Consider the following 20,580-nt stretch of genomic DNA (forward strand, 5'->3'; position numbering starts at 1 on the left):
TGCCCTTATATTAAGAGCCAGCCATATGATGCGTACCGTATTTGCCTTTGCGCCGGTACGCCTCTTTTCAGCGTCATGCTGCGCTTGTACGGGTTAACGCCCTTATTCCTAGAACAATCCCAATACCGCCTAGGCTGGCATCGACCAGGTCTGAACCTGTCGTACGTCGACGGCCCGATTCAAGTATCGGACAGCCGTGCCGCCATAGAGCATATGGGCATCGAGCTTTCAGACCTGATAAACCAATCATGCCGCTCCTGAACAAGAGCGCAGCATTGTTGCTGAAAAGACCGACCGGGCCTTATTTATCCAATGTCTTTTCAAAGGTTATTTCATGCACAACTTACTCGCCTCGAAGAACGCGCGCTATTACGCACTTGCGCTAGTCTTCCTGTTTTGCGGCACGCTGGCACTGTTCGGCCTGCTAGGTTTTTTCGACCCCTTCAAAACGCATCATCTGATGCTGAACAGTGCAGATAACCGCAGCGACATCATTATCTGGATGCTGCGTAAAGTATCCTGGTTCCTGTTCATGGCGGTGTCTTTCAGCGGATCACTTCTGTTCCTGGATGCAGCGGTTACGCCAGCAACCGCCACGTCCGATAAGTAATCAGCGACGCGCCGAGACCAGTCGTATGCGGGTGATTTCCGAGGGCGCACCAAAGCGAATCGGAGGTCCCCAATAACCTGTGCCCCGGCTGATATAGACAAAAAGCCTCCCCAGCCGATGGATACCGGCCACCCACGGCTGCTGGAAACGCACAAAATGCATCCACGGCCAGAACTGCCCTCCATGGGTATGTCCGGAAAGCTGAACATCAAACCCCGCCTCGGCTGCCAGCTTTGCTGAGCGTGGCTGATGGGCCAGAAGAACCTTGGGCACGTTGTTCGGCGCACCCTGGAGCGCCGCCTGCGGATCGCTTTTGTGCTGCGGCACAAACATTCCGGCGGAATAATCCGTAATTCCCGCCAGCACCAGCTCAGCCCCGTTGTGAGCAATCACCACGTGCTCGTTGAGCAGCACCCTGAGGCCCATGTGTTTCAAGTGGCTTACCCACTCCAAAGCACCTGAGTAGTACTCATGATTGCCTGTCACCACGTACACACCGTAACGGCCTTTTAGTTCGGCCAGTGGCTGAATGTGCTCGGCCAACTGCTTTACAGAGCCGTCGACGAGATCCCCTGTTACCGCGACGACATCGGCCTCAAGACGGTTCACCCGCTGAACGATGGCAGAAATATAAGACCGGTGAATTGTTGGGCCAACATGGATATCGCTGATCTGAGCGATCGTAAAACCTTCCAGGGCTTCCGGCAGGTCTTCGACGGGTAATTCAACGTCAACGACGTTTGCAATTCGTCGTGCATTGAAGACGCCCAGCACCGTGAAAAGCAGCACCAGACCTATGACTGCCTCGGCAGAGCGTTCTGTGACCGCCTCGGACAGCGCGCCAGGAAATAACATGAGCACAGCGATCAATACACCGCGCAACAGGCTTAGCACGGCAAGGCTGGAAAATATTCCCATAGCCAATAGACCTGCCCAGGCCAGCCAGGGCATGCGCAAACTGCGCGAGCGAAACCCTAATGGCACCAGGTAGCAGGACAGCGCCAGCAAAAGCGCGGCAAGCAACTGCCCTACATCGTTAAGCGGCAGATGGGGAATCAGCGTCACGCCGACATAAACATGAAGCAAAATCAGGATAACCGGCATCGTCCAGCGTGAGCGAAACATTTAAAGATCCTGTTCTAGAGCATTCAGGTAAGACCACAACGTTGCGGAAACATAACCGCGTTATAGGCAGCACACCAGCAGAAAGCCGCTGATAGAAACCGGTTCCATGGTTGCAACAAACGACCGGCCTTCTGTTTGCCTGGCCTGTAGGAGACTTCATAGAACCTATGCCCGTTCGCGTTGTTCTTTATCCAAGGCTTAAACCCAAAGGAGACAGGCCATGAGCAACAACATTGAAGGCAAGATCGTTGTGATTACCGGTGCCAGTAGCGGGCTGGGCGAGGCAACGGCCCGACAGTTAAGTCAGATGGGCGCAACCGTTGTTTTGGGCGCGCGCCGCCTGGAGCGTATCCAGGCCTTGGCTGATGAAATCAATGGCAACGGCGGCAAGGCGCTTGCCATGAAGACTGACGTCACCGACAGCGCACAGGTCAAGGCACTGGTCGAAAAAGCCATCGCCACCTATGGCCGCGTCGACACCCTGTTGAACAACGCAGGACTCATGCCGCACTCCCCGCTTGAGCGGCTCAAGATCGAAGACTGGGACCGCATGATCGACGTCAACGTCAAAGGTGTGCTTTACGGCATTGCTGCGGTACTGCCCCACATGTCCGAGCGCAAGGCCGGTCATATCATCAACGTATCGTCAGTAGCCGGACACAAGGTGCGCGCTGGCAGTACGGTCTACTCTGCGACCAAGCATGCCGTACGCATCATCTCCGAAGGACTACGCCAGGAGGTGAAGCCCTACAACATCCGCACCACCATCATTTCTCCAGGCGCAGTTGCTACAGAGCTGCCAGACAGCATCACCGAGCAGGACGTCGCTGAAAACGTCCGCAAATTCTATGAAATCGCTATTCCCGCCGACTCCTTCGCGCGAGCCGTCGTTTATGCCATGAGCCAGCCGGATGATGTAGACATCAACGAGATTCTCTTCCGTCCTACGCTTCAGGACTACTGACACTGCTCCACTAGGGTCTTGCCTGCAAGACCCTGTTTCGCCCTGCGCTACACCATCAGTTTTTTGACGTCCTGCCTAGCTGTGCCACAATTTCCGCCTTTACCGCTTACGCCCTGACTGAGACTGCCCGTTTCGTCTGGATCAGACCAGACGTTCCAGTGCACGAATCACTTATAAATAACACTAGAAGGTTTGGTATGGAGGACATCTCCCCCCAATGGCGCATGGCAATCGATTTGGAGCGCTGTATCGGTTGTCATGCCTGCTCGGTCGCCTGCAAGGTCGAAAACCAAGTGGAACTTGGCCACTTCAGAACCAAGGTCTATTACCACGACCAAGGCGAATTTCCTCACACACAGCGCAGCTTTCTTCCGGCCTTGTGCATGCAATGCGCCGATGCACCCTGTATCAAGGCGTGCCCTACGCATTCCATCGAAAAGGGCAAGGACGGCATTGTTCGAATCAACGTGGATACGTGTGATACCTGGGGCAGCTGCGTGACCGCTTGCCCATACGGCGCCCTGCACATTGATCCGGTCCAGTGGGTCGCCGACAAGTGCGACTTCTGTAGCCACCGCCTGGAACAGGCCATGCAGCCTGCCTGCGTCGAAGCCTGCCCAACCGGCGTACTGGTCTTTGGTGATATCAGCGATGCAGCAAGCCCTGTCGCGCAGTTCTACCAGAAGCGCGGAGCCGAGCTGGCCAGCCTCAAGCCTGAACAGGCCACTCAGCCGCAAGTGCTCTATCGAGGACTGGATCGCGTTGCGCCTCGTACCATCGAGACCAAGCTGCCACACGGACGCAACCACGACCCGCATTCCTACGAGATCGATACGTGGGCGGAGCTCGGTACGCCTACCTGAACACGCTTGCGTCCTGTCCCTTTTCGAGCATGAATCAATGAAACGTCGCACGTTCATCAAATCCGGAATGGCAGCGCTCGCGCAGCTTAAACTGGGTGAATACATCTATCTGGGCGTAGGTACCGCCGTTGGTGCCGGTGGTGTCGCTGCCGCCCTGGCCATGGATCCACCGCCCCGCAAGACCAGGCATGACTACAGTCAGGCCAAACGCGTCAAAAGCGTATGCCTGAACTGCTCCACCGTATGCGGTATCGAAGGCTTTGTCATTGATAACCAGGTCGTCAAGATTCGTGGCAACCCTCTCGATCCAAACATGGGTAGCTACATGACCTGTGCCAAGGGTCAGAGCGGGCCGACGATCAATGACTATCCCGAGCGACTGCTTTATCCTCTGAAGCGGGCGGGCGCTCGGGGCGAAGGCTTATGGCAACGGATTAGCTGGGACGAAGCTTATACAGAGATTGCCTCGCGCATTCAGCGCAGTATCGATGCAGGGCACCCCGAACGGGTCGCCTTGCATGCCGGACGCTCTCGCATCGATGCGGAAATTAAGCGTTTTTTAGGCGCTATAGGCTCACCCGTGCAGCTCAACCATCGCGCCTTGTGCTCGGCCAGCAAGCGCGGCGCCAACTACATCAGCCTGGGCGACACCGACTGGGAGTCCATCGATGCCGAGCGCTGCCGATACTTTCTGAACTTCGGCTCCAATTTTTATGAGGCCCACCAGGGCGGTCTTCATTTGGCCAAGCGTGTGGCAACCGCCCGCTTCGATCATGGTGCCAAGCTTGTCACCTTCGACATTCGCCTATCCAACACTGCTGGCCGCAGCGATGAGTGGCACGCGCCTTTTCCGGGTACCGAGGGTGCTATTGCACTCGCCATGGGCCATGTCATCATGCGCGAGGGTGAATACGACCGCAGGTTCATGGAGCACTTCGTCAACCTGAGCCTGAAAGAAGTCCATGCCTTCCTTGCCCCTTACACGCCTGAATGGGCGGCCCAGCAGTCAGGGATCGCCGCCAGCGACATCGAACGCCTTGCACTTGAATTTGCCCGCCAGCGCCCCGCTGCTGTGGCGTTTACCAACCGGGGGACAGGCGCCCATTACAATGGACTCAATGCTGAACGCGCCGTGGTCATGCTTAATGCCCTGGTTGGCGCTGTAGGCCAGCCGGGTGGTTACTGCTATGGCCTGGAAGAAAAGCTCAGCGCCACTCGCTATCCGCAGCCGCAACCTGTGCCGCCCAAGCCGAAGCTGAGAACGGATCTGGAAGATCCACCCGAGTGGCCACTGGCCAACCGCTGGCAGGAGATGAAGGTGGGCCAGATTGTGTATGACTACATCCGCCAAGGCCGCGCCAAGGTTGATGTGTATCTATCCTATACGATCAGCTCCCCCATGACCTGGCCTGAGGGCCGCTCGACAACGGTCGAGGTGCTCAAGGATGAATCCCTGATCCCTTTTCATGCCTGCTCCGACGTAGTTTATTCAGAGATGGCCCATTACGCCGATTTGATCCTGCCGGATGCGACCTATCTGGAGCGCTGGGGGCTTGATACCCGTAACAGCCTGGAACTCCAGCACTTCGTTACCTTGCGTCAACCCATGGTGCAGCCGCCGGGCGAGGCACGTAGCTATGCCGATGTGCTGTTTGATATTGGCCGACGCCTCGGCCCGGAACAGGCCAGATACTTTCAGTTTGGTGACCATGAGGCGTTTGTCCGACACCAATGCGCCAACATACCGGCTGGCGAAGAAGCTGATGGCTTCGAGTACATGAAAAAGCATGGCGTATACGTCGACCGCAGCGCTCCGAAAAGCTACGAGGTACATCGCCGTCGCCTCACGCCTGAACAGCTCCGCAACACGAGAGTCGACGAAGCCACGCAGGTCATCTATACGGCGAATACGGCCGGCCAGGAAAGTGCTATTGGCCTAATGATCAAAGAGGACGGGATTCGCACAGCAGTCAGAGGTTTCCAGACACCCTCTCGCAAATTCGAGCTGTACTGTCCGGAGCTGGTCAAGGTCGCTACGACACTCGGCATTACCGATGACGGTCTGCCCAGTTATATCCCTATTCCTGCGCACCAGAACCTGCCGGAAGACCGGTTCATCCTGACCAGCTTCAAATGGAATGTGCATACTCAGGCCCGGACAGCCAATCAGAAATACCTGACGGAAATCGTCCATGACAATCCCATGTGGATCAATGCATCCACTGCCGCGTCACTTGGCCTTAAAACCGGCGACTGGGTTGAATTGACCACCTACCGCCCGGTCAGCGGCCCGCATGGTGACCAGGCCTATAAGGGGACAGGTGAGCCTGTAGGCTCCGAGCGTGTTCGTATTTTCGTAACCCAGGGCATACATCCTCGCGTGTTTGCGGTATCCAATAGCCTCGGCTATCTCGTATCGGGTCGCGCTGCCCTTGCACGTCAGGGCGAGCGCAATACCGAAGCGACACTTGGCCAGCAGGGTTATGGAGGGACTCCAGAACAGGATGACCTAAGCACCTCGCTCTGGTGGGATGAACGCCAGGGCGGCCGCGGTAACGGTTACAACGTGAACCGAATTATTCCCATCAACCCACAACCGCTCATTGGTAACCAGGCTTGGTTCGATACAGTTTGTACGATTCGCAAAGTCGAAGGTAGAGAAGCGTGAAAAGGTAGGCAGGGCCTAAGCCATGCCACAACGCACGCGACAATGCGTTCATGGACATCGCGATAAATAACTAATAGAGTCTAATCGGTACAGCCTTGCTTATAGCCAAAAGCTATGGCAAGGCTGTCTCGACTGCAATCCATTCTGGCTTCAACACCTTAAGCTGTACCTTGCCGTAGTTATGCTTCCCTGCGTTTCCCTCTAGCATTCATACGCCTCGTCCCGCTCGACGGTTTGACTAGCCATCAACCCTTTCCCGCAGGTTGATCCGCCTTACCCATGAATACCGTTTATCTCGTTCTGATTCTGCTACTGGTAGCGTCTGCAACCGGTGTGGCTGCCCGCTTCCTACCCGTACTTCCGACACCGCTGGTTCAAATCGCATTTGGTGCCTTGCTGGCTTGGCCTGCCGGCGGTCTGCATGTGGAACTTGAGCCTGAAATCTTCATGCTGCTCTTTATTGCTCCGCTTCTCTTTGCCGATGCGCGACGCTTTCCTCAAAGGGAGTTCATGATTCTGCGAGGTCCTATCCTGGCGCTGGCCCTGGGTCTGGTGTTGATGACGGTGGTTGGTGTCGGCTATGTCGTGCATTGGATATTCCCTCACCTGCCCTTGCCCGTCTGCTTTGCGCTCACTGCCATTCTGTCCCCCACCGATGCCGTGGCGGTGTCCGCCATTTCCGGTCGTCTCCCGGTTCCGCCGCGGCTCATGCATATCCTCGAAGGCGAATCGTTGATGAACGATGCCTCAGGCCTTGTGGCGTTCAAGTTTGCAGTTGCGGCAGCGCTTACCGGCGCGTTTTCCATCATGGATGCCACTGTGGGCTTCTTCATGATCTCGATAGGTGGTCTCGTCATCGGCGCGGCCATGGCCTTTGTTTTCAACTTCATCAGAACGCGCCTGATCGAGCGCCGACTGGGCGAAGCTTCAACGATCCAAATCGTGCTTCTACTGCTTCTGCTGCCCTTTGCAGCTTATCTGGTGGCTGAGCATTTCAATATGTCGGGCATCCTGTCCGCCGTAGCTGCGGGGATGGTCATTAACTATAAGGACCTGAAACGTCAGGACCAGACCAGCTCACGCATTCAAACGCGCAGCGTTTGGGACATGCTTGAGTTTGTGCTCAACGCCCTGGTCTTCCTGCTCCTAGGTTTTCAACTACCCGAAATCATCGAGGGTGCCCTGCACTATGCGGAGCAGAATGGCGGTACGCTCGAATTCTTTAAGCTGCTGGGTTTGGTCGGCCTGATTTCCCTATCATTGTTTGCCATGCGTTTTGTCTGGATTCTAGGCGCAGCCCACCTGCCTCGCCTGCTGTCCAGGCGTGAAGCCAGACCCAGGGTATCGATGCGCGTCATTCTTGCGGGTAGCCTGGCTGGTATCCGAGGCACGGTAACCTTGGCAGCAGCGCTCTCCTTACCGGTCGCAATGAATGATGGCACTCCCTTTCCAGCACGAGAGCTACTTATCTTCCTGGCTACCGGCGTCATTATGTTTACCTTGATTGCCGGCAGTATCGGCCTTCCCCTGGTGCTTCGGAATCTGCACTTGCCAAAGGACACCAAGGCGTATGAAGAGGAGCGAATAGCCCGCATTCGCGGCGCTGAAGCGGCTATTCGTCGAATTGAAAGCTACCGACAGGAAAAAGCCAAGAAACTGGCCGAGCACAAGGGTGATGAAGAAGTCATCATTGCGTTCAATGACGTTACGCTCCAGCTGATGGACTACTACCACAAGCGGCTGGAAATCAATAATGTCGAACTCTCCACTCCTGTCCTGGAAAGTCGCCGGGAGCTGGAGCGTGAAACCCGTCTGGAGGCATTGAAAGCTGAGCGCCATGAGTATTACAAGTTGCGCAGCAAGCACATTATCAATGACAACACCTTACGCAAACTCGTACGTGAGGCAGACCTGCTTGAGACCGCTCTGGGCAACAACGCTGAAAAGTCTCATTAAATATCGGTGACACTGATAGCCCGCGGGAGCCTGCACCGGTCCTGCGGGGTTGCCGGTAACCATTGAATTTTCTTAAGGCAAATAAAAACCCCGCCGAGGCGGGGTTGTCAGTAATGCGGTTCTAACGGTGCTGACTAAGCTCATAGGAGGTGATGAGATTGCAGTTTCAAGATATCCCATCCAACCAAAACAAAAGCTGAACAGCCTTTAATCTTCTAGGGTGAGCCAAACGTGCAGACATCAAGGCGTTATCTGAGCGCTTTGAAACCTAGATCAAAATGATATAAAGGCAATTAGCCATTACTACTGGCCCTGTGATCTAATAATTCACTGTTTATTGTGGAATGGAAGATCATCTTGAGTTTCACTCATGCCAGCAAGGATGCCAGCGAGTTTCGTATCGACAGTGCTGTAACAGCTATTGATTCAGCACGTTTTCAGGCACATGCCTCTGAGGTTTGTCGTCTGGCCCTAGTGCTGGATGGCAGTATTCACCCTGAATACGCAGGCAAGGCTCGTTACCTGATAGACCGGTTGATTCAGATCGACACAGAACTTGAAGCGCTGGTCGAATCTGCCAAGGCGCTGATAGCCGAATCCAGAAACTATCAACGCCCAAAGCCGACCCCTGATCATGTAGAGCCGCCTTTGCAACCAGGACTGGACATACGCCCCTTCTCAGACGGCAGACGACTCGACTGAACTCAGGACGTTGCAGCTCGCATGGTGGGGCCTGGCTTGGGTAACACCCGCTTGCGCCATGTCGCCAGTTTCTCAAGCGTAATGCAATCCTGCCAGTCAGCGAGCGCAACGCCTTGGTCAGCCAAGCGCTCACGTAAATCCTTCAGGTAATGATGCAGGACGATGGGGTTGCTGAAATAAGCACTGTTCAACGGCTCGGAACTGAACAGGATGCCATTTTCCTTATCGTGAACCATGAAGCTGAAAGTTCTGTACGCCTCACCTTGTTTAAAGACGCAGCGAAGAGGCGCCAGGGCGTATCGGATCTTTCCACAAATGGCTTCGTAACGTAAATGTTGCATAGGTCCCTGCCCAACTACAGATAACTAGGTTGCGCAAAGACCTTACAGATGAGAATTAGTTCAATTTAAACAATAAACTAGGCTGTAATCTTATAGCAAACTCTCATCTATGGCATGCAGATTATGCTTGATGAAAAGGCTCACGGTTCGCCTGAACCTGATTTCTGCCGTCACGTTTGGCACGGTAAAGTGCCTGATCCGCGTTCATGATGAGTTTCTTGCCGGAACACTCATCGCCACGACTAGGTACATACGCATGCACACCGCAGCTGACCGTTACATAGCCAGTTGGATTACCAGGATGCGCCAGCTTGAGCTCTCGTACGTTTTCACGAATCCGCTCCGCAACCAGAACGGATCCATCCAGATCGCTTCCTGGTAGAAGTACCGAAATCTCCTCGCCACCATAGCGAACAGCAACATCGCTGGGGCGGTTGAGGCTTTTCTGGATGGCTTTGGCGACACGTTGCAGACAATCGTCGCCGCCTGGATGGCCGAAGAGATCGTTATACGTCTTGAAGTAGTCGATATCGATCATGATCAGACCGACCGGATGAGAATAACGAAGTGCACGTCCCAGCTCGGCAGGCAACAATGTATCCAGATAACGTCTGTTGGCGAGACCGGTCAGGCCGTCATGCATGGCCAACTTTTCAAGCCCCTGCTTGGCATCGACCAGGTCAGCTTCTGCCTGCATGCCGTGCTGAATCTGCCTGAGTAGTAAAAGCCCGAACATCGTCATGCCCAACAGCATCAGCGCCACCATGGCAACGGCTCTGCGCGTCTCGTCAGTCCAATTAGCCAGAACAGCTTTTTTGGACAAGGCGGCACCAATTACCAATGGATAACGCTCTAACTGGCGATAACCGTACATGCGCTCAACGTTATCTACGGACGCGCGGACCACCGCGACACCTACAGGTGCGCCAGGAAGATAATTACTGAAAATCGGACCTTGCTGAATGCTTTTGTTAACGTATTCATCTTTAAAAGGACGTCGGGCGATGATCGAGCCATCGGTCAGGGCAAGAAAGATCGCGCCCTCGTCATCAAGCTTGAAACTGTCATAGAACTGTTGGAAATAGCTCATCTTGACCGTAGCCAACACAATGCCACCAAAGCTTCCATCAGGCTTATTGAAACGCCGCGAGATCGGAATGATCCAGTTGTTGGAAGAGCGGCTGCGCACGGCATGATCAATGTGTGGCGTCAGATTGAAATTGGAGACATGCTGCTTGAAGTAGTTACGGTCCGCATTGTTGCTAATGGCCGGTATCGTCGGAAAGGATGTCGCCAGCCAATCGCCCTTCTCATCATAGACGAACAATCCCTCGAGCTGTGGAAGATCTTGCACATGCCGCCTGAGCAGCATACTCATCCGAGTCATGTGCTGGACGCTGGTGCCATCTATTTCCATACGCTCCTGCAGACCGAGCAGTACGGTATCAGCCTCGGTGAACGTATCTTCGGCATGCTGGGCCAAGGACTTTGCAAGGTTGGAGGTCATGACCTCGCCTTCGCTGATCTGGACATTTCGCGAATTCCAGACCTGCCAAGCCGTCAATGCCACCATTGACAGGCAAACCGTGACCAAAAAGAGAATCGTCAGGAGCTGTAGCGGTAACCGCTTGGCCTTCGAGTCGTACCCATTTTCGAGATCAAGCATATCTAGGCAAACCTGGAAGACCAAAAGCCTGAAACAAAGATTGCATACTGTAAGGGTTAATGCTGCAAATCACCTTAATTCATAGAGTGCAATCCTGCACCCCGAGTCACATGGCGACAGCATTAAATTACAGTCGCTGCGTTGCCAAAACTTCAAACGCCTGCTCATCCGCGTTACGTCCACGCCAGGCGAGAATCTTGCCAGGACGGAAATTACGGGAGTCAATCATCGACTTGGTCAACCTGAGCTCGCCACGCAACCAGGCCGGATCATCCGGCGAGAACGAGGTGGGCGCCTGCTCTAGGCAGGAATAGAAGGCTCGCTGTCCATTCAGGTCGACATTCATGATCTGAATAACTCGGTCCCGGGGCTGAGCATCGCCAGCCAGAATATCGGGGATCAGATAGGCATTCAGGAACACATCGGCGATCTGGACAAGATCGCTTGAGATATTTTTGAACGCTACGACTTCCACCCGTACGCCCTTCGCCTGAAGCGCCTGTGCCAGCGCGACAAAATCACCGTCGCCTGTCACCAGCACGACCCGATCCAGCTTGTCAGCCTGGGTCAGGACGTCAACGGTGAGTTCCACATCGACATTGCCTTTGCGGGACGTGCCCGTATCATTGTTGTAGCGCTTGACCGGCTTGATCAGCAACCGAAACCCGGCGCCCTGGATACGGGCTACGTGGGCAGCATGCCAGTTCGCATACTCAGGCTTTTCTTCGGCCAGCACTTCGTCGAAGGCATGATAAGCCTTGGCGATAGTGACTACGCTGGATGCCTCATAGAAACGCCTGAGCGTTTCGTAGCGCATGTAGCTGCCGCCACTTGAGCTGATATTGTCTGAATCGACGTAGATGCCTGTGCGCACGGGTAACCCTTACTGAACTGCAAACCATGACAACGTCCGATGAACGCTATCAGTATAGATCGCTAATATACCCTGCCGCGTCCATTCGCCGAAGTCACAGGTTATCAGAATGACATCAGGGACCTGAAAACAGTAGCCTGTCGAACCAAAAAGACAGTCGGTCAACCGGCTGAACTCGACGCTTCAGAAATCACATGCCCGCATTTTGCTGTTATGCGAAACTGCTCACTCTTGCCGTTTCGCTGCAAGAAGAGAAAGAAGAATAAAACCCTTTGAGGTGTCACTTGAAGAAGCTGTATGTGCTAGGAACCTTGGCGGCATGCTTTTGTGCTGCTGCGCTGGCTGAAACAGACCGCGCTGCCCCTTCAGTCAGGGAACATGACAAGAGTGTTTTTATCGACAAGCTCATGAAACAAATGACGCTTGAAGAAAAGATAGGCCAGCTCAACCTGGTAAGCGTTGGTCCTGACTACACCAAGGACGCCATCATGGCGGACATTCGGGCCGGCAAGGTAGGCGCGATGTTCAATACGGTCACTCGGCCCGACATTCGTCAGATGCAGGTCCAGGCGGTAGAGCACAGCCGCCTCAAGATTCCACTGTTATATGCTTATGATGTGGTGCATGGCCACCGCACCATTTTTCCTATCAACCTGGGGATGGCGTCCAGCTGGGATCTGGATGCGATTGCCTTGAGCGGGCGCATTTCAGCAGAGGAAGCCAGTGCAGACGGTCTGAATCTCACCTTCTCCCCAACAGTTGACGTCACTCGTGACCCTCGCTGGGGACGGGTTTCCGAGACGTTTGGTGAAGACAGCTACCTGACCTCAAGGATTGCCGGCACACTGATCAAGGCGTATCAGGGTGACGACCTGGCCTCCACACATTCGATCATGGCGAGCTTCAAGCATTTCGCGTTGTATGGCGCTACCGAAGGCGGTCGCGATTACAACACGGTCGACATGAGTCCCCAGCGCATGTTCCAGGACTATCTTGCCCCCTACAAGGCGGCAGTGGAGGCAGGCTCGGGCAGTGTTATGGTTTCGCTCAACGCCATCAACGGCATTCCTTCCACAGCCAATCGATGGCTGTTAAAGGATCTGCTGAGAGACCAGTGGGGCTTCAAGGGTCTCATCATCAGCGATCATGGCGCCATCAACGAGTTGATCCGTCACGGCGTCGCCGAAGATGGGCGCGAAGCCGCAAAACTTGCTATCAAGGCAGGCGTGGACTTGAACATGCACGACGACTTGTATGGCACCCAGCTTCCTGCCCTGCTCAAGAGCGGCGAAGTCAGCCAACAGGAAATCGACGATGCCTGCCGTTATGTACTCAGCGCCAAATATGACCTGGGCCTGTTCAAGGACCCTTATGCCTTCCTGGGCAAACCGAACGATCCACCTTTTGATACCAACGCCGAGAGCCGCTTACACCGGGAAGCCGCGCGGGAGGTAGGCCGCAAAAGCCAGGTCCTGCTCAAGAATAAAGGCAACCTGCTTCCACTTGAAAAGAACGGTACCATTGCGGTTATCGGTCCCCTGGCCAAGAGCCAGCGCGACGTAATGGGAAACTGGTCAGCCGCCGGGATGACCCAGCAAGCCGTCTCCCTTTATCAGGGCCTGGCTAACGCGGTCGGTGACAAGGCCACACTGGTCTATGCCAAAGGCGCCAACATTACTGATGACGCCAGCATTCTTGCCTATCTGAACTCCTACGACCCTGCTGTCGAGGTGGACCACCGCTCTACCGAAGACATGATCGAGGAAGCGGTAGAGGTAGCCTCGAAAGCGGATGTCATTGTCGCCGCGGTAGGTGAGTCGCAAGGCATGGCCCATGAAGCATCCAGCCGCGCCCATATCGATATTCCGAATAATCAGCGCCGCTTGATCAGAGCCTTGAAAGACACTGGTAAGCCTCTGGTACTGGTGCTCATGAATGGCCGACCACTGGATCTGAGTTGGGAAAGCCAACAGGCCGACGCGCTACTGGAAACCTGGTTTAGTGGCACTGAGGGCGGTAACGCTATCGCCGATGTCTTGTTTGGCGATTACAACCCCTCCGGCAAGCTGCCCATGACCTTTCCACGCTCGGTTGGCCAGATACCCATCTATTACAATCACCTCAATACCGGCAGACCGTTCAATCCGAAAGACCCAGGCAAATACACGTCTCGCTATTTCGATGAGGCTAACGGACCGCTGTATCCCTTCGGCTACGGCTTGAGCTACACCACTTTCGACCTTTCCGATATAACGCTCTCCAGCGGCACGCTGCACCGAAATGGCAGACTGAAAGCCAGTGTGACGCTGAAAAATACGGGACAGCGCGCGGGCGAGACGGTTGTACAGCTGTACTTGCGAGACGTTACTGCCTCAATCAGTCGTCCGATCAAGGAGCTGAAGAATTTCCGCAAGGTCATGCTGCAACCTGGCGAAGAAAAGATTATCGACTTCGACATCAGTGAAGAAGACCTAAAATTCTACAATGCAGACCTGAAGTACGCCGCCGAGCCCGGTGCATTCAAGGTTTATATCGGACTGGATTCGGAAGAGGTAAAGGAGCAGCAGTTCCGCCTGCTTTAACCAGCTGGAAGTGCCGGGCCATCCGGCACTTCTTCACCCTGCTACCCTACCAGCAGTTGGGTGACCGTATGGATGATCAGTCCAACCAGTCCGCCTACGAGCGTGCCGTTGATACGGATGAACTGCAGGTCTCTGCCTACGTTCTTCTCAAGCTGTTCGACCAACTCGTCAGTGTTCCAGGCTTCGACTCGTTCGGCGATGTAGTCTCCCACCTGACCGCGATAACGCTCAATGACAGGAGGCGCTACCTCCTCGATCTGGTCATTGATCCATTGCCGCATAGGCGCATCCGCTGCCAGCGCAGCCCCCAGCCCTTGGGTCAGACGAATCAGGCGTCGACGTATTGAGGAATCGTCCTTGCCCAGATCATCCTGCAGCCAGTCAATCAGATCATCCCAGAGCCCTTGCAGATACCCGGCAATGGCGGGGTGCTCGATCAGCTGCATACGGACCTGCTCGCCTTTCACTCGAAATTCGGGATCGTTCTTGAGCTTCTCGATGAAGTCGGCGACATAATGGTCGAAGCGAGCCCTCATCTCATGATCCTTGTCTTCGCTGATCTCGGTAATGAGCATCGAGATCCGCTTGACGACCTTCTCGGCCGACCAGCGCCCCGCATACTCATCAAGCCGAACATAGCGCAACGCGCTGAGCTCTGAAGAGATCGCCCGGGCAATCATCGCCTGAGTATCTTCGTCCCTCATCATGCGGTCGATCTCACGCAGCACATCATCGAGCATGGCCTGATGGCGTCGGTCTGCCGTCATGACATCCAGCAGCTGCCCGCTCAACAGTGCCAGGTCAACCTGCTGCAACCGAGCCGTCGCCGTGCGCTGGATAAAGCGCTGAACACGCTCATCCCGCAAGGCACCTACACCGAATCGGGCCACCCCTATCAGATGATTACCTAGGGCTTCGGCATGGTGAGGCTTTTGCAGCCAGCCGGCCAGTTGGTCGGCTGCGTTGAATTCTCTGACCTTTGCCATCAGCTGAGGGGTGGACAGGAAATTAAGACAGATGAAATCCGAAAGCTTGCGCCCTATGCCCGCCTTGTTACGTGGAATGATAGCCGTGTGAGGAATGGGCAGCCCCAGGGGATGCCTGAACAGCGCGGTAACCGCAAACCAGTCGGCGATCGCGCCAACCATCGCCGCCTCGGCAAAGGCGGCGACATACCCCCAGCCAGGATGGATGTCATGCAGTGCGGTAGCGACCGCATACAGGACAGCGGCTGCCAGCAACAGGCAGCCCGCCAGAACCTTCATGCGAAAGACTGGGGACTGCCAGCGATCGGATTTTGCAGGTGCATCAGGTGTTACAGGTTCGTTGGCCAAAACGGTCCTCGCTCGGGTCGTTGTTCCTGTCTGGGTGACTGAGCAGGCTGCGCTCAGTCCCGGTAATACACTTTGACCAGGTGATAGCCAAACTTGCTTTTGACCGGACCATGAATATCACCGACCGACTTCTTGAAAATTACCTGATCGATCACCCTGACCATCTGGCCCGGCTTGACCTCGCCAAGGTCGCCGCCCCGCTTTCCTGAGGGGCAAATCGAAAATTTCTTCGCCAGTACGTCAAAGGCCTCGCCTTTTTCAAGGCGCTTCTTGAGGGCGTCCGCCTCGTCGGATGTCTTGACCAGAATATGTTTGGCCATGGCTTTCATAAAAGGGAACCTCAGGGTCGATAATGGCCGACCCGCTGTTTATCCAGTGGAGAGATGGCAGGTTGATGACTGAACGCCTCAGTCTTCCAACGCGTTCTTTAGCGCTTCATAGGACGGCGCCGCGTAGATGACGAGCTCGGCGCAGAGATCCAGTACGCGCTGCACGTCATGGGTGTACACCAGAACGGCTTGCAGCTCATCATCAAGTGGCTCACTGAAATCCATCAGGGTGTAGCCACCCTTTTCCTTGTACATGCTGCTCAGCTGAACCTGGATCCGATTGAGCGCCTTGAGTGGTTCAACCTTCACCAGCTGCTTGGGTTTGATGTTGAACGGCACATCCTTGCCGAAGGAATCCATGATGTGCTGGAGCAGCTCATCGTAGCTATCGGCCTGGAACAGTACCGTTTCCGGCAAACTGCCGACTACTACCCACTCGCCCAGCGAAATCGGGAAGGTTTCGTCGTAATTGATATCCGGATTGGCTGCCAGGAACGCTTCGGGATCGGCATAAGCTTGTGCAGCTTCGTCAGCGATCCGCGCGATCTCCTCATCGCTCATACAGCCGGAGCTGATTAGGGTGATCAGTTCAAGGAGTTGGTCTTTCATGTGAGGCATCCGGAAATAATCGAATGCCTAGTGTACAGGGAGGCGCTGCCGGATGCCGACTCGCTGGCCCAGCGGCGTGGTATTACCGCTGGGCCGACTGATCATCGCTAAGGCTTGCGGTACAGCCCAATGATGCCGGAAAAGTCCTTGCCGCCCTCACCTCGCTGGCTCATGCTCTGGTAGAGCTGCTGTGCCAGCGCACCCAACAGAACCGGTTGGCGCACCTGCTTCGCCGCTTCAGTGGCAAGCCCCAGATCCTTGAGCATGAGGTCAGCCCCAAACCCACCGGTGTAACCTCGTGAAGACGGCGCCGTCTCGATGATACCCGGCCAGGGGTTATAGGTATCCGAACTCCAGCAGCGTCCGGTAGAGGTATTGATGATGCCGGCCAGAACCTTGGTGTCGATGCCGAGCGCATCGCCCAGCGCCATGGCTTCTGCAACACCGATCATGCTGATGCCCAGCAGCAGGTTGTTACAGACTTTGGCGACCTGCCCGGTTCCGACCTCACCACAATGCACGATATTCCTACCCATATCAGAGAGTACCGGCTGTATGAGATTGAACAGTTCAGGCGTCGCACCGACCATGAAGGTCAAGGTGCCCGCCTGCGCGCCACCGGTCCCCCCTGAAACCGGCGCATCGGCCATGGCGATTCCTCGCCCCGCCGCCACCTGGGCGACCTCCCGGGCCGTCTGAGGATCGATGGTGCTGCTGTCAATTGCTACGGCTCCGTCAGGCAGGGCTGCCAGAAGCCCCTCTTCACCCAGGTAGACGCTGCGCACATGGGCCGCGGCAGGCAGCATGGTAATGACCAGCTCACATTCCAGTACAGCGTCCCGGGCGGAGTTTGCCGCCTTGGCGCCCGCTTCCGCCAGGGCGCCAACCGCCTGTGCGTTGACATCGAAGACCGTGAGCGCATGTCCGGTTTTCAGCAGGTTATGCGCCATCGGAGCCCCCATGTTTCCCAAACCAATAAAGGCAATACGCATGGTTATTCTCCTTCTGTAACGTTGACGACCGCGCCGATCAACGCAAGGTAATCGTGGTATTCACCCCATCGCTGACACTGTCATCGTCGAACCAGCGGGCCGTGACGGTTTTGGTCTGGGTGTAAAACTGGACGACTTGCTTACCGTAAGGCCCTAGATCACCCAGTTTGGAACCGCGGGAGCCGGTAAAGCTGAAGAAGGGAACCGGTACCGGGATCGGAATATTGATTCCTACCTGACCAACATCGATTTCACTCTGGAATTTGCGAGCCGCTGCACCGCTCTGGGTAAAGAGCCCAGTTCCGTTACCGAAGGGGTTGCGATTTACCAGAGCAATCGCCTCATCCAGCGTATCAACTTCGAGAGTCAGCAGGACCGGGCCAAAGATTTCTTCCGTGTAGATACGCATGTCTGTCGTAACGCCGGAAAACAGCGTAGGCCCTACGAAATTACCCTGCTCGTATCCGGGCACCTGAACATTGCGCCCGTCAAGCAGCAATGAAGCACCTTCCGCCACCCCGCTTTCGATCAGACCGAGCACACGCTCCCTGGCCTGTTTGGAGATCAGCGGACCAACGTCAGTCCCCGGTTCGGACCCAGCATTGACCTTAAGTTGTTCAGCCTTGGCCTTGAGCTCCGGCAGCCATTCGCACGCCTTACCTACCAGAACAGCCACCGAAGTGGCCATGCAGCGTTGGCCGGCAGCACCAAAAGCCGCACCTACCAATGCATTAAGCGTCTGCTCCTTGTTGGCATCGGGTAACACCACCGCGTGATTCTTGGCGCCCATCATCGCCTGCACGCGCTTGCCGTGCTGACCCGCCAGATTGTAAACATGAGTACCAACGGCTGTAGACCCGACAAAGGAGACAGCCTTTATATCGGGATGAGTACACAGCGCATCGACTACGTCCTTTCCGCCGTGTACCACATTGAGGACACCGGGTGGAATGCCAGCCTCAAGCGCCAACTCGACCAGCTGCATCGTGGAAAGCGGGTCCTGCTCGGAAGGCTTGAGCACGAACGTATTGCCACAGACGATAGCCATGGGGAACATCCACAGCGGGATCATGGCCGGGAAATTAAAGGGTGTAATGCCTGCGCAGACACCAATGGGCTGACGTAGCGTATAAGTATCCACCTCGCCCGCCACGTTTTCGGCAAACTCTCCCATCTGCAGACTACCCACCGAGCAGGCGTGCTCGACGACCTCCAGACCCCGGAAGATGTCACCCTCGGCATCGGCCAGGGTCTTGCCCTGTTCAGCGCTCAACGTTTGGGCAATGGGCTTCATATGCTCACGGATCAATGCCTGATACTTGAGCATGATGCGCATACGCGTACCGATGGGCGTACGCTTCCAGCGGGTAAATGCCTGCTGGGCAGCAGCGATCGCCGCATTGACCTCATCGGTCGTGGCAAAGGGAACACGAGCCAGCACGTGCTGAGTTGCCGGGTTGACAACATCGCGCCACTCCTGCGTTTTGGAGTCCACCCACTCACCGTTGATCAGCAGTTTGACTTGGCTGATATCAGCCTTGGCATCATTCAAGGGGGCGTTCATAGGGATTCTCCTGAGGTGGAATTGACCATGCCAACGGGGCGGGAAGCGGTAGTGGAAATAGCGGAGCGGCCGACCTGGGGATCCGGCTTCATCAGGGCCGTACAAAGCAATGCAATCGCGCCCATCACCAGCAGATAGACGATGACGTATCGCGGATTGCCCTCTCCCAGCGACAGCAGCGTAGTGGCGATCATGGGTGCAAAGCCGCCGCCCAGCACGCCAGCAAACTGCACGGAAAGCGAAATTCCGCTATAGCGAATCTGCGCCGGATACTGACGGGCAAACAACAGTGACTCAGGCGCATACAGGATGGGAAACACTACGCCCACGGCCAGCACCATGGCCCACCAAACAAGCAGGGGTTCACGTGTTCCCAGCATGGCAAAGAAGGGATAAACAAAGGCGCACAGCAGGAGCAGCCCGGCAAAATAGAGACGCCGCTGCCCTACCCGATCAGAGAGGTAACCACAGAACGGCATGGTGACTAGGGACAGTGCAGCACCGGCGGTAATGGCATTCAGTACACTGGCGCGGGGAATCTGGAGCTGATTGGCGGCATAGGCCAACGCAAAGGTGACCGCCATATAGAACCAGGCGTTTTCAGCCGTGCGGGCGCCGATGATGGCCAGAGTTTCCCGAGGGTGCTCCTTGAGCACTGTAAACAAGGGGACCTTGACCTTACGCCCCTCCTGCTTGAGCCGTTCAAAGTCAGGCGACTCCGCCACCTTTACCCGGATCAGCCAACCGATACCCAGCAGTACCACACTGGCCAGGAATGGCAGCCGCCATCCCCAGGCCAGCATATCTTTCTCTGGCAAAGTGGCCACCGCACCCATGGCCAGCGAGGCCAGTACCAAGCCTGCCCCAACACCAGTCTGCGGCAGGCTGCCGTAAAAGCCTTTTTTTCCTTCCGGCGCATGCTCGACCGCCATCAGCACAGCGCCGCCCCACTCTCCGCCTACGGCCATGCCTTGCAGGAAGCGCATGATCACCAACAGCAAGGCTGCCCAATAGCCGATCTGGTCATAGGTGGGAATCAGGCCGATGGCGATGGTAGGAACGCCCATCAACATGAGCGTCAGCAATAACATGGATTTTCGCCCAATCCGGTCACCGAAATGACCAAACACGATGCCGCCCATGGGACGACCAAGAAATCCTACGGCGTAGGTGGCAAAAGCAGCCAGTACGCCACTCATGGGATCGAGGGCAGGAAAGAACAGCTTATTAAAGACCAATGCCGCAGCAGTGCCGTAGAGAAAAAAGTCATACCACTCAATGGTGGTTCCGGCCATGCTGGCCAGCCCGGCGATCCGATAGTGCTTGCGACCAGATGAGGTCGCTCTGGATGATGTCGTGCCTGCAGTCATAAACGCCTCCGCTTATTGTTGTTGTGCGAGG

General features: G+C 55.7%; 17 protein-coding genes. 7 read left to right on the forward strand and 10 right to left on the reverse strand.

What is annotated here, in order from left to right; genetic code table 11:
* Window positions 1-334: 334 nt before the first annotated feature.
* Window positions 335-610 (forward strand): hypothetical protein, encoded by a 276-nt coding sequence (locus GM154_RS15870; RefSeq protein WP_010798273.1) that lies wholly within the window; start codon window positions 335-337, stop codon window positions 608-610.
* Here GM154_RS15870 and GM154_RS15875 read toward each other — a convergent pair whose 3' ends face one another.
* On the reverse strand, window positions 611-1,735 hold the full coding sequence (locus tag GM154_RS15875; RefSeq protein ID WP_219652756.1) for a metallophosphoesterase: 1,125 nt from the start codon (window positions 1,733-1,735) through the stop codon (window positions 611-613). It lies immediately after the preceding gene.
* A 220-nt stretch (window positions 1,736-1,955) separates the two neighbouring features.
* Here GM154_RS15875 and GM154_RS15880 point away from each other — a divergent pair, with 220 nt between their 5' ends.
* The 5 genes from GM154_RS15880 (at window position 1,956) to GM154_RS15900 (ending at window position 8,888) form a co-directional block, all read left to right on the forward strand.
* Window positions 1,956-2,699, forward strand: a complete 744-nt coding sequence (locus tag GM154_RS15880) for an SDR family oxidoreductase (RefSeq protein ID WP_019365713.1) — start codon at window positions 1,956-1,958, stop codon at window positions 2,697-2,699.
* 197 nt (window positions 2,700-2,896) lie between these two features.
* A complete protein-coding gene (locus GM154_RS15885) occupies window positions 2,897-3,562 on the forward strand; it encodes a 4Fe-4S dicluster domain-containing protein (protein ID WP_010798270.1) in 666 nt (221 codons plus the stop codon).
* A 37-nt stretch (window positions 3,563-3,599) separates the two neighbouring features.
* Window positions 3,600-6,230 carry a molybdopterin-dependent oxidoreductase gene (locus tag GM154_RS15890; protein WP_219652757.1) on the forward strand — a complete coding sequence of 877 codons (2,631 nt, stop codon included), beginning with the start codon at window positions 3,600-3,602 and terminating at the stop codon, window positions 6,228-6,230.
* 279 nt (window positions 6,231-6,509) lie between these two features.
* Window positions 6,510-8,186 carry a Na+/H+ antiporter gene (locus GM154_RS15895; RefSeq protein WP_219652758.1) on the forward strand — a complete coding sequence of 559 codons (1,677 nt, stop codon included), beginning with the start codon at window positions 6,510-6,512 and terminating at the stop codon, window positions 8,184-8,186.
* 357 nt (window positions 8,187-8,543) lie between these two features.
* The gene (locus tag GM154_RS15900; RefSeq protein ID WP_074826357.1) at window positions 8,544-8,888 is read left to right on the forward strand and encodes a hypothetical protein; all 345 of its coding nucleotides are present in this window, start codon (window positions 8,544-8,546) and stop codon (window positions 8,886-8,888) included.
* Between the two features lie 2 nt (window positions 8,889-8,890).
* Here GM154_RS15900 and GM154_RS15905 read toward each other — a convergent pair whose 3' ends face one another.
* The 3 genes from GM154_RS15905 to GM154_RS15915 form a co-directional block, all read right to left on the reverse strand.
* Entirely contained in the window at window positions 8,891-9,229 is a 339-nt protein-coding gene (locus GM154_RS15905; RefSeq protein WP_010798266.1) for a hypothetical protein, read from the reverse strand.
* A gap of 121 nt (window positions 9,230-9,350) precedes the next feature.
* Window positions 9,351-10,895 (reverse strand): sensor domain-containing diguanylate cyclase, encoded by a 1,545-nt coding sequence (locus GM154_RS15910; protein WP_219652759.1) that lies wholly within the window; start codon window positions 10,893-10,895, stop codon window positions 9,351-9,353.
* A 127-nt stretch (window positions 10,896-11,022) separates the two neighbouring features.
* Window positions 11,023-11,769 carry an NYN domain-containing protein gene (locus GM154_RS15915; RefSeq protein WP_219652760.1) on the reverse strand — a complete coding sequence of 249 codons (747 nt, stop codon included), beginning with the start codon at window positions 11,767-11,769 and terminating at the stop codon, window positions 11,023-11,025.
* Window positions 11,770-12,053: 284 nt separating this feature from the next.
* Between GM154_RS15915 and bglX the strand changes: the two genes are divergently transcribed.
* Complete coding sequence (gene bglX, locus GM154_RS15920; protein WP_219652761.1) at window positions 12,054-14,351, forward strand: beta-glucosidase BglX; 2,298 nt, start codon at window positions 12,054-12,056, stop codon at window positions 14,349-14,351.
* 41 nt (window positions 14,352-14,392) lie between these two features.
* Here the strand turns inward: bglX and GM154_RS15925 are convergent, their stop codons facing one another.
* From GM154_RS15925 to GM154_RS15950, 6 genes are all read right to left on the reverse strand, one after another.
* Window positions 14,393-15,616 carry a DUF445 domain-containing protein gene (locus GM154_RS15925; protein ID WP_150348627.1) on the reverse strand — a complete coding sequence of 408 codons (1,224 nt, stop codon included), beginning with the start codon at window positions 15,614-15,616 and terminating at the stop codon, window positions 14,393-14,395.
* A 122-nt stretch (window positions 15,617-15,738) separates the two neighbouring features.
* Entirely contained in the window at window positions 15,739-16,014 is a 276-nt protein-coding gene (locus GM154_RS15930; protein WP_010798261.1) for a peptidylprolyl isomerase, read from the reverse strand.
* 78 nt (window positions 16,015-16,092) lie between these two features.
* Entirely contained in the window at window positions 16,093-16,623 is a 531-nt protein-coding gene (locus tag GM154_RS15935; RefSeq protein ID WP_219652762.1) for a hypothetical protein, read from the reverse strand.
* A gap of 107 nt (window positions 16,624-16,730) precedes the next feature.
* Entirely contained in the window at window positions 16,731-17,615 is an 885-nt protein-coding gene (gene mmsB / locus GM154_RS15940) for a 3-hydroxyisobutyrate dehydrogenase (RefSeq protein ID WP_219652763.1), read from the reverse strand.
* Between the two features lie 37 nt (window positions 17,616-17,652).
* Complete coding sequence (locus GM154_RS15945; RefSeq protein ID WP_219652764.1) at window positions 17,653-19,179, reverse strand: CoA-acylating methylmalonate-semialdehyde dehydrogenase; 1,527 nt, start codon at window positions 19,177-19,179, stop codon at window positions 17,653-17,655.
* Window positions 19,176-20,549: an MFS transporter gene (locus GM154_RS15950; RefSeq protein ID WP_219652765.1), complete on the reverse strand. Its 1,374-nt coding sequence runs from the start codon at window positions 20,547-20,549 to the stop codon at window positions 19,176-19,178. Before GM154_RS15950 ends, GM154_RS15945 begins: the two co-directional genes overlap by 4 nt.
* Window positions 20,550-20,580: the final 31 nt, after the last annotated feature.

Origin of the sequence: Pseudomonas sp. MAG002Y (assembly GCF_019400845.1) — a bacterium.
GTDB lineage: Bacteria > Pseudomonadota > Gammaproteobacteria > Pseudomonadales > Pseudomonadaceae > Chryseomonas > Chryseomonas luteola.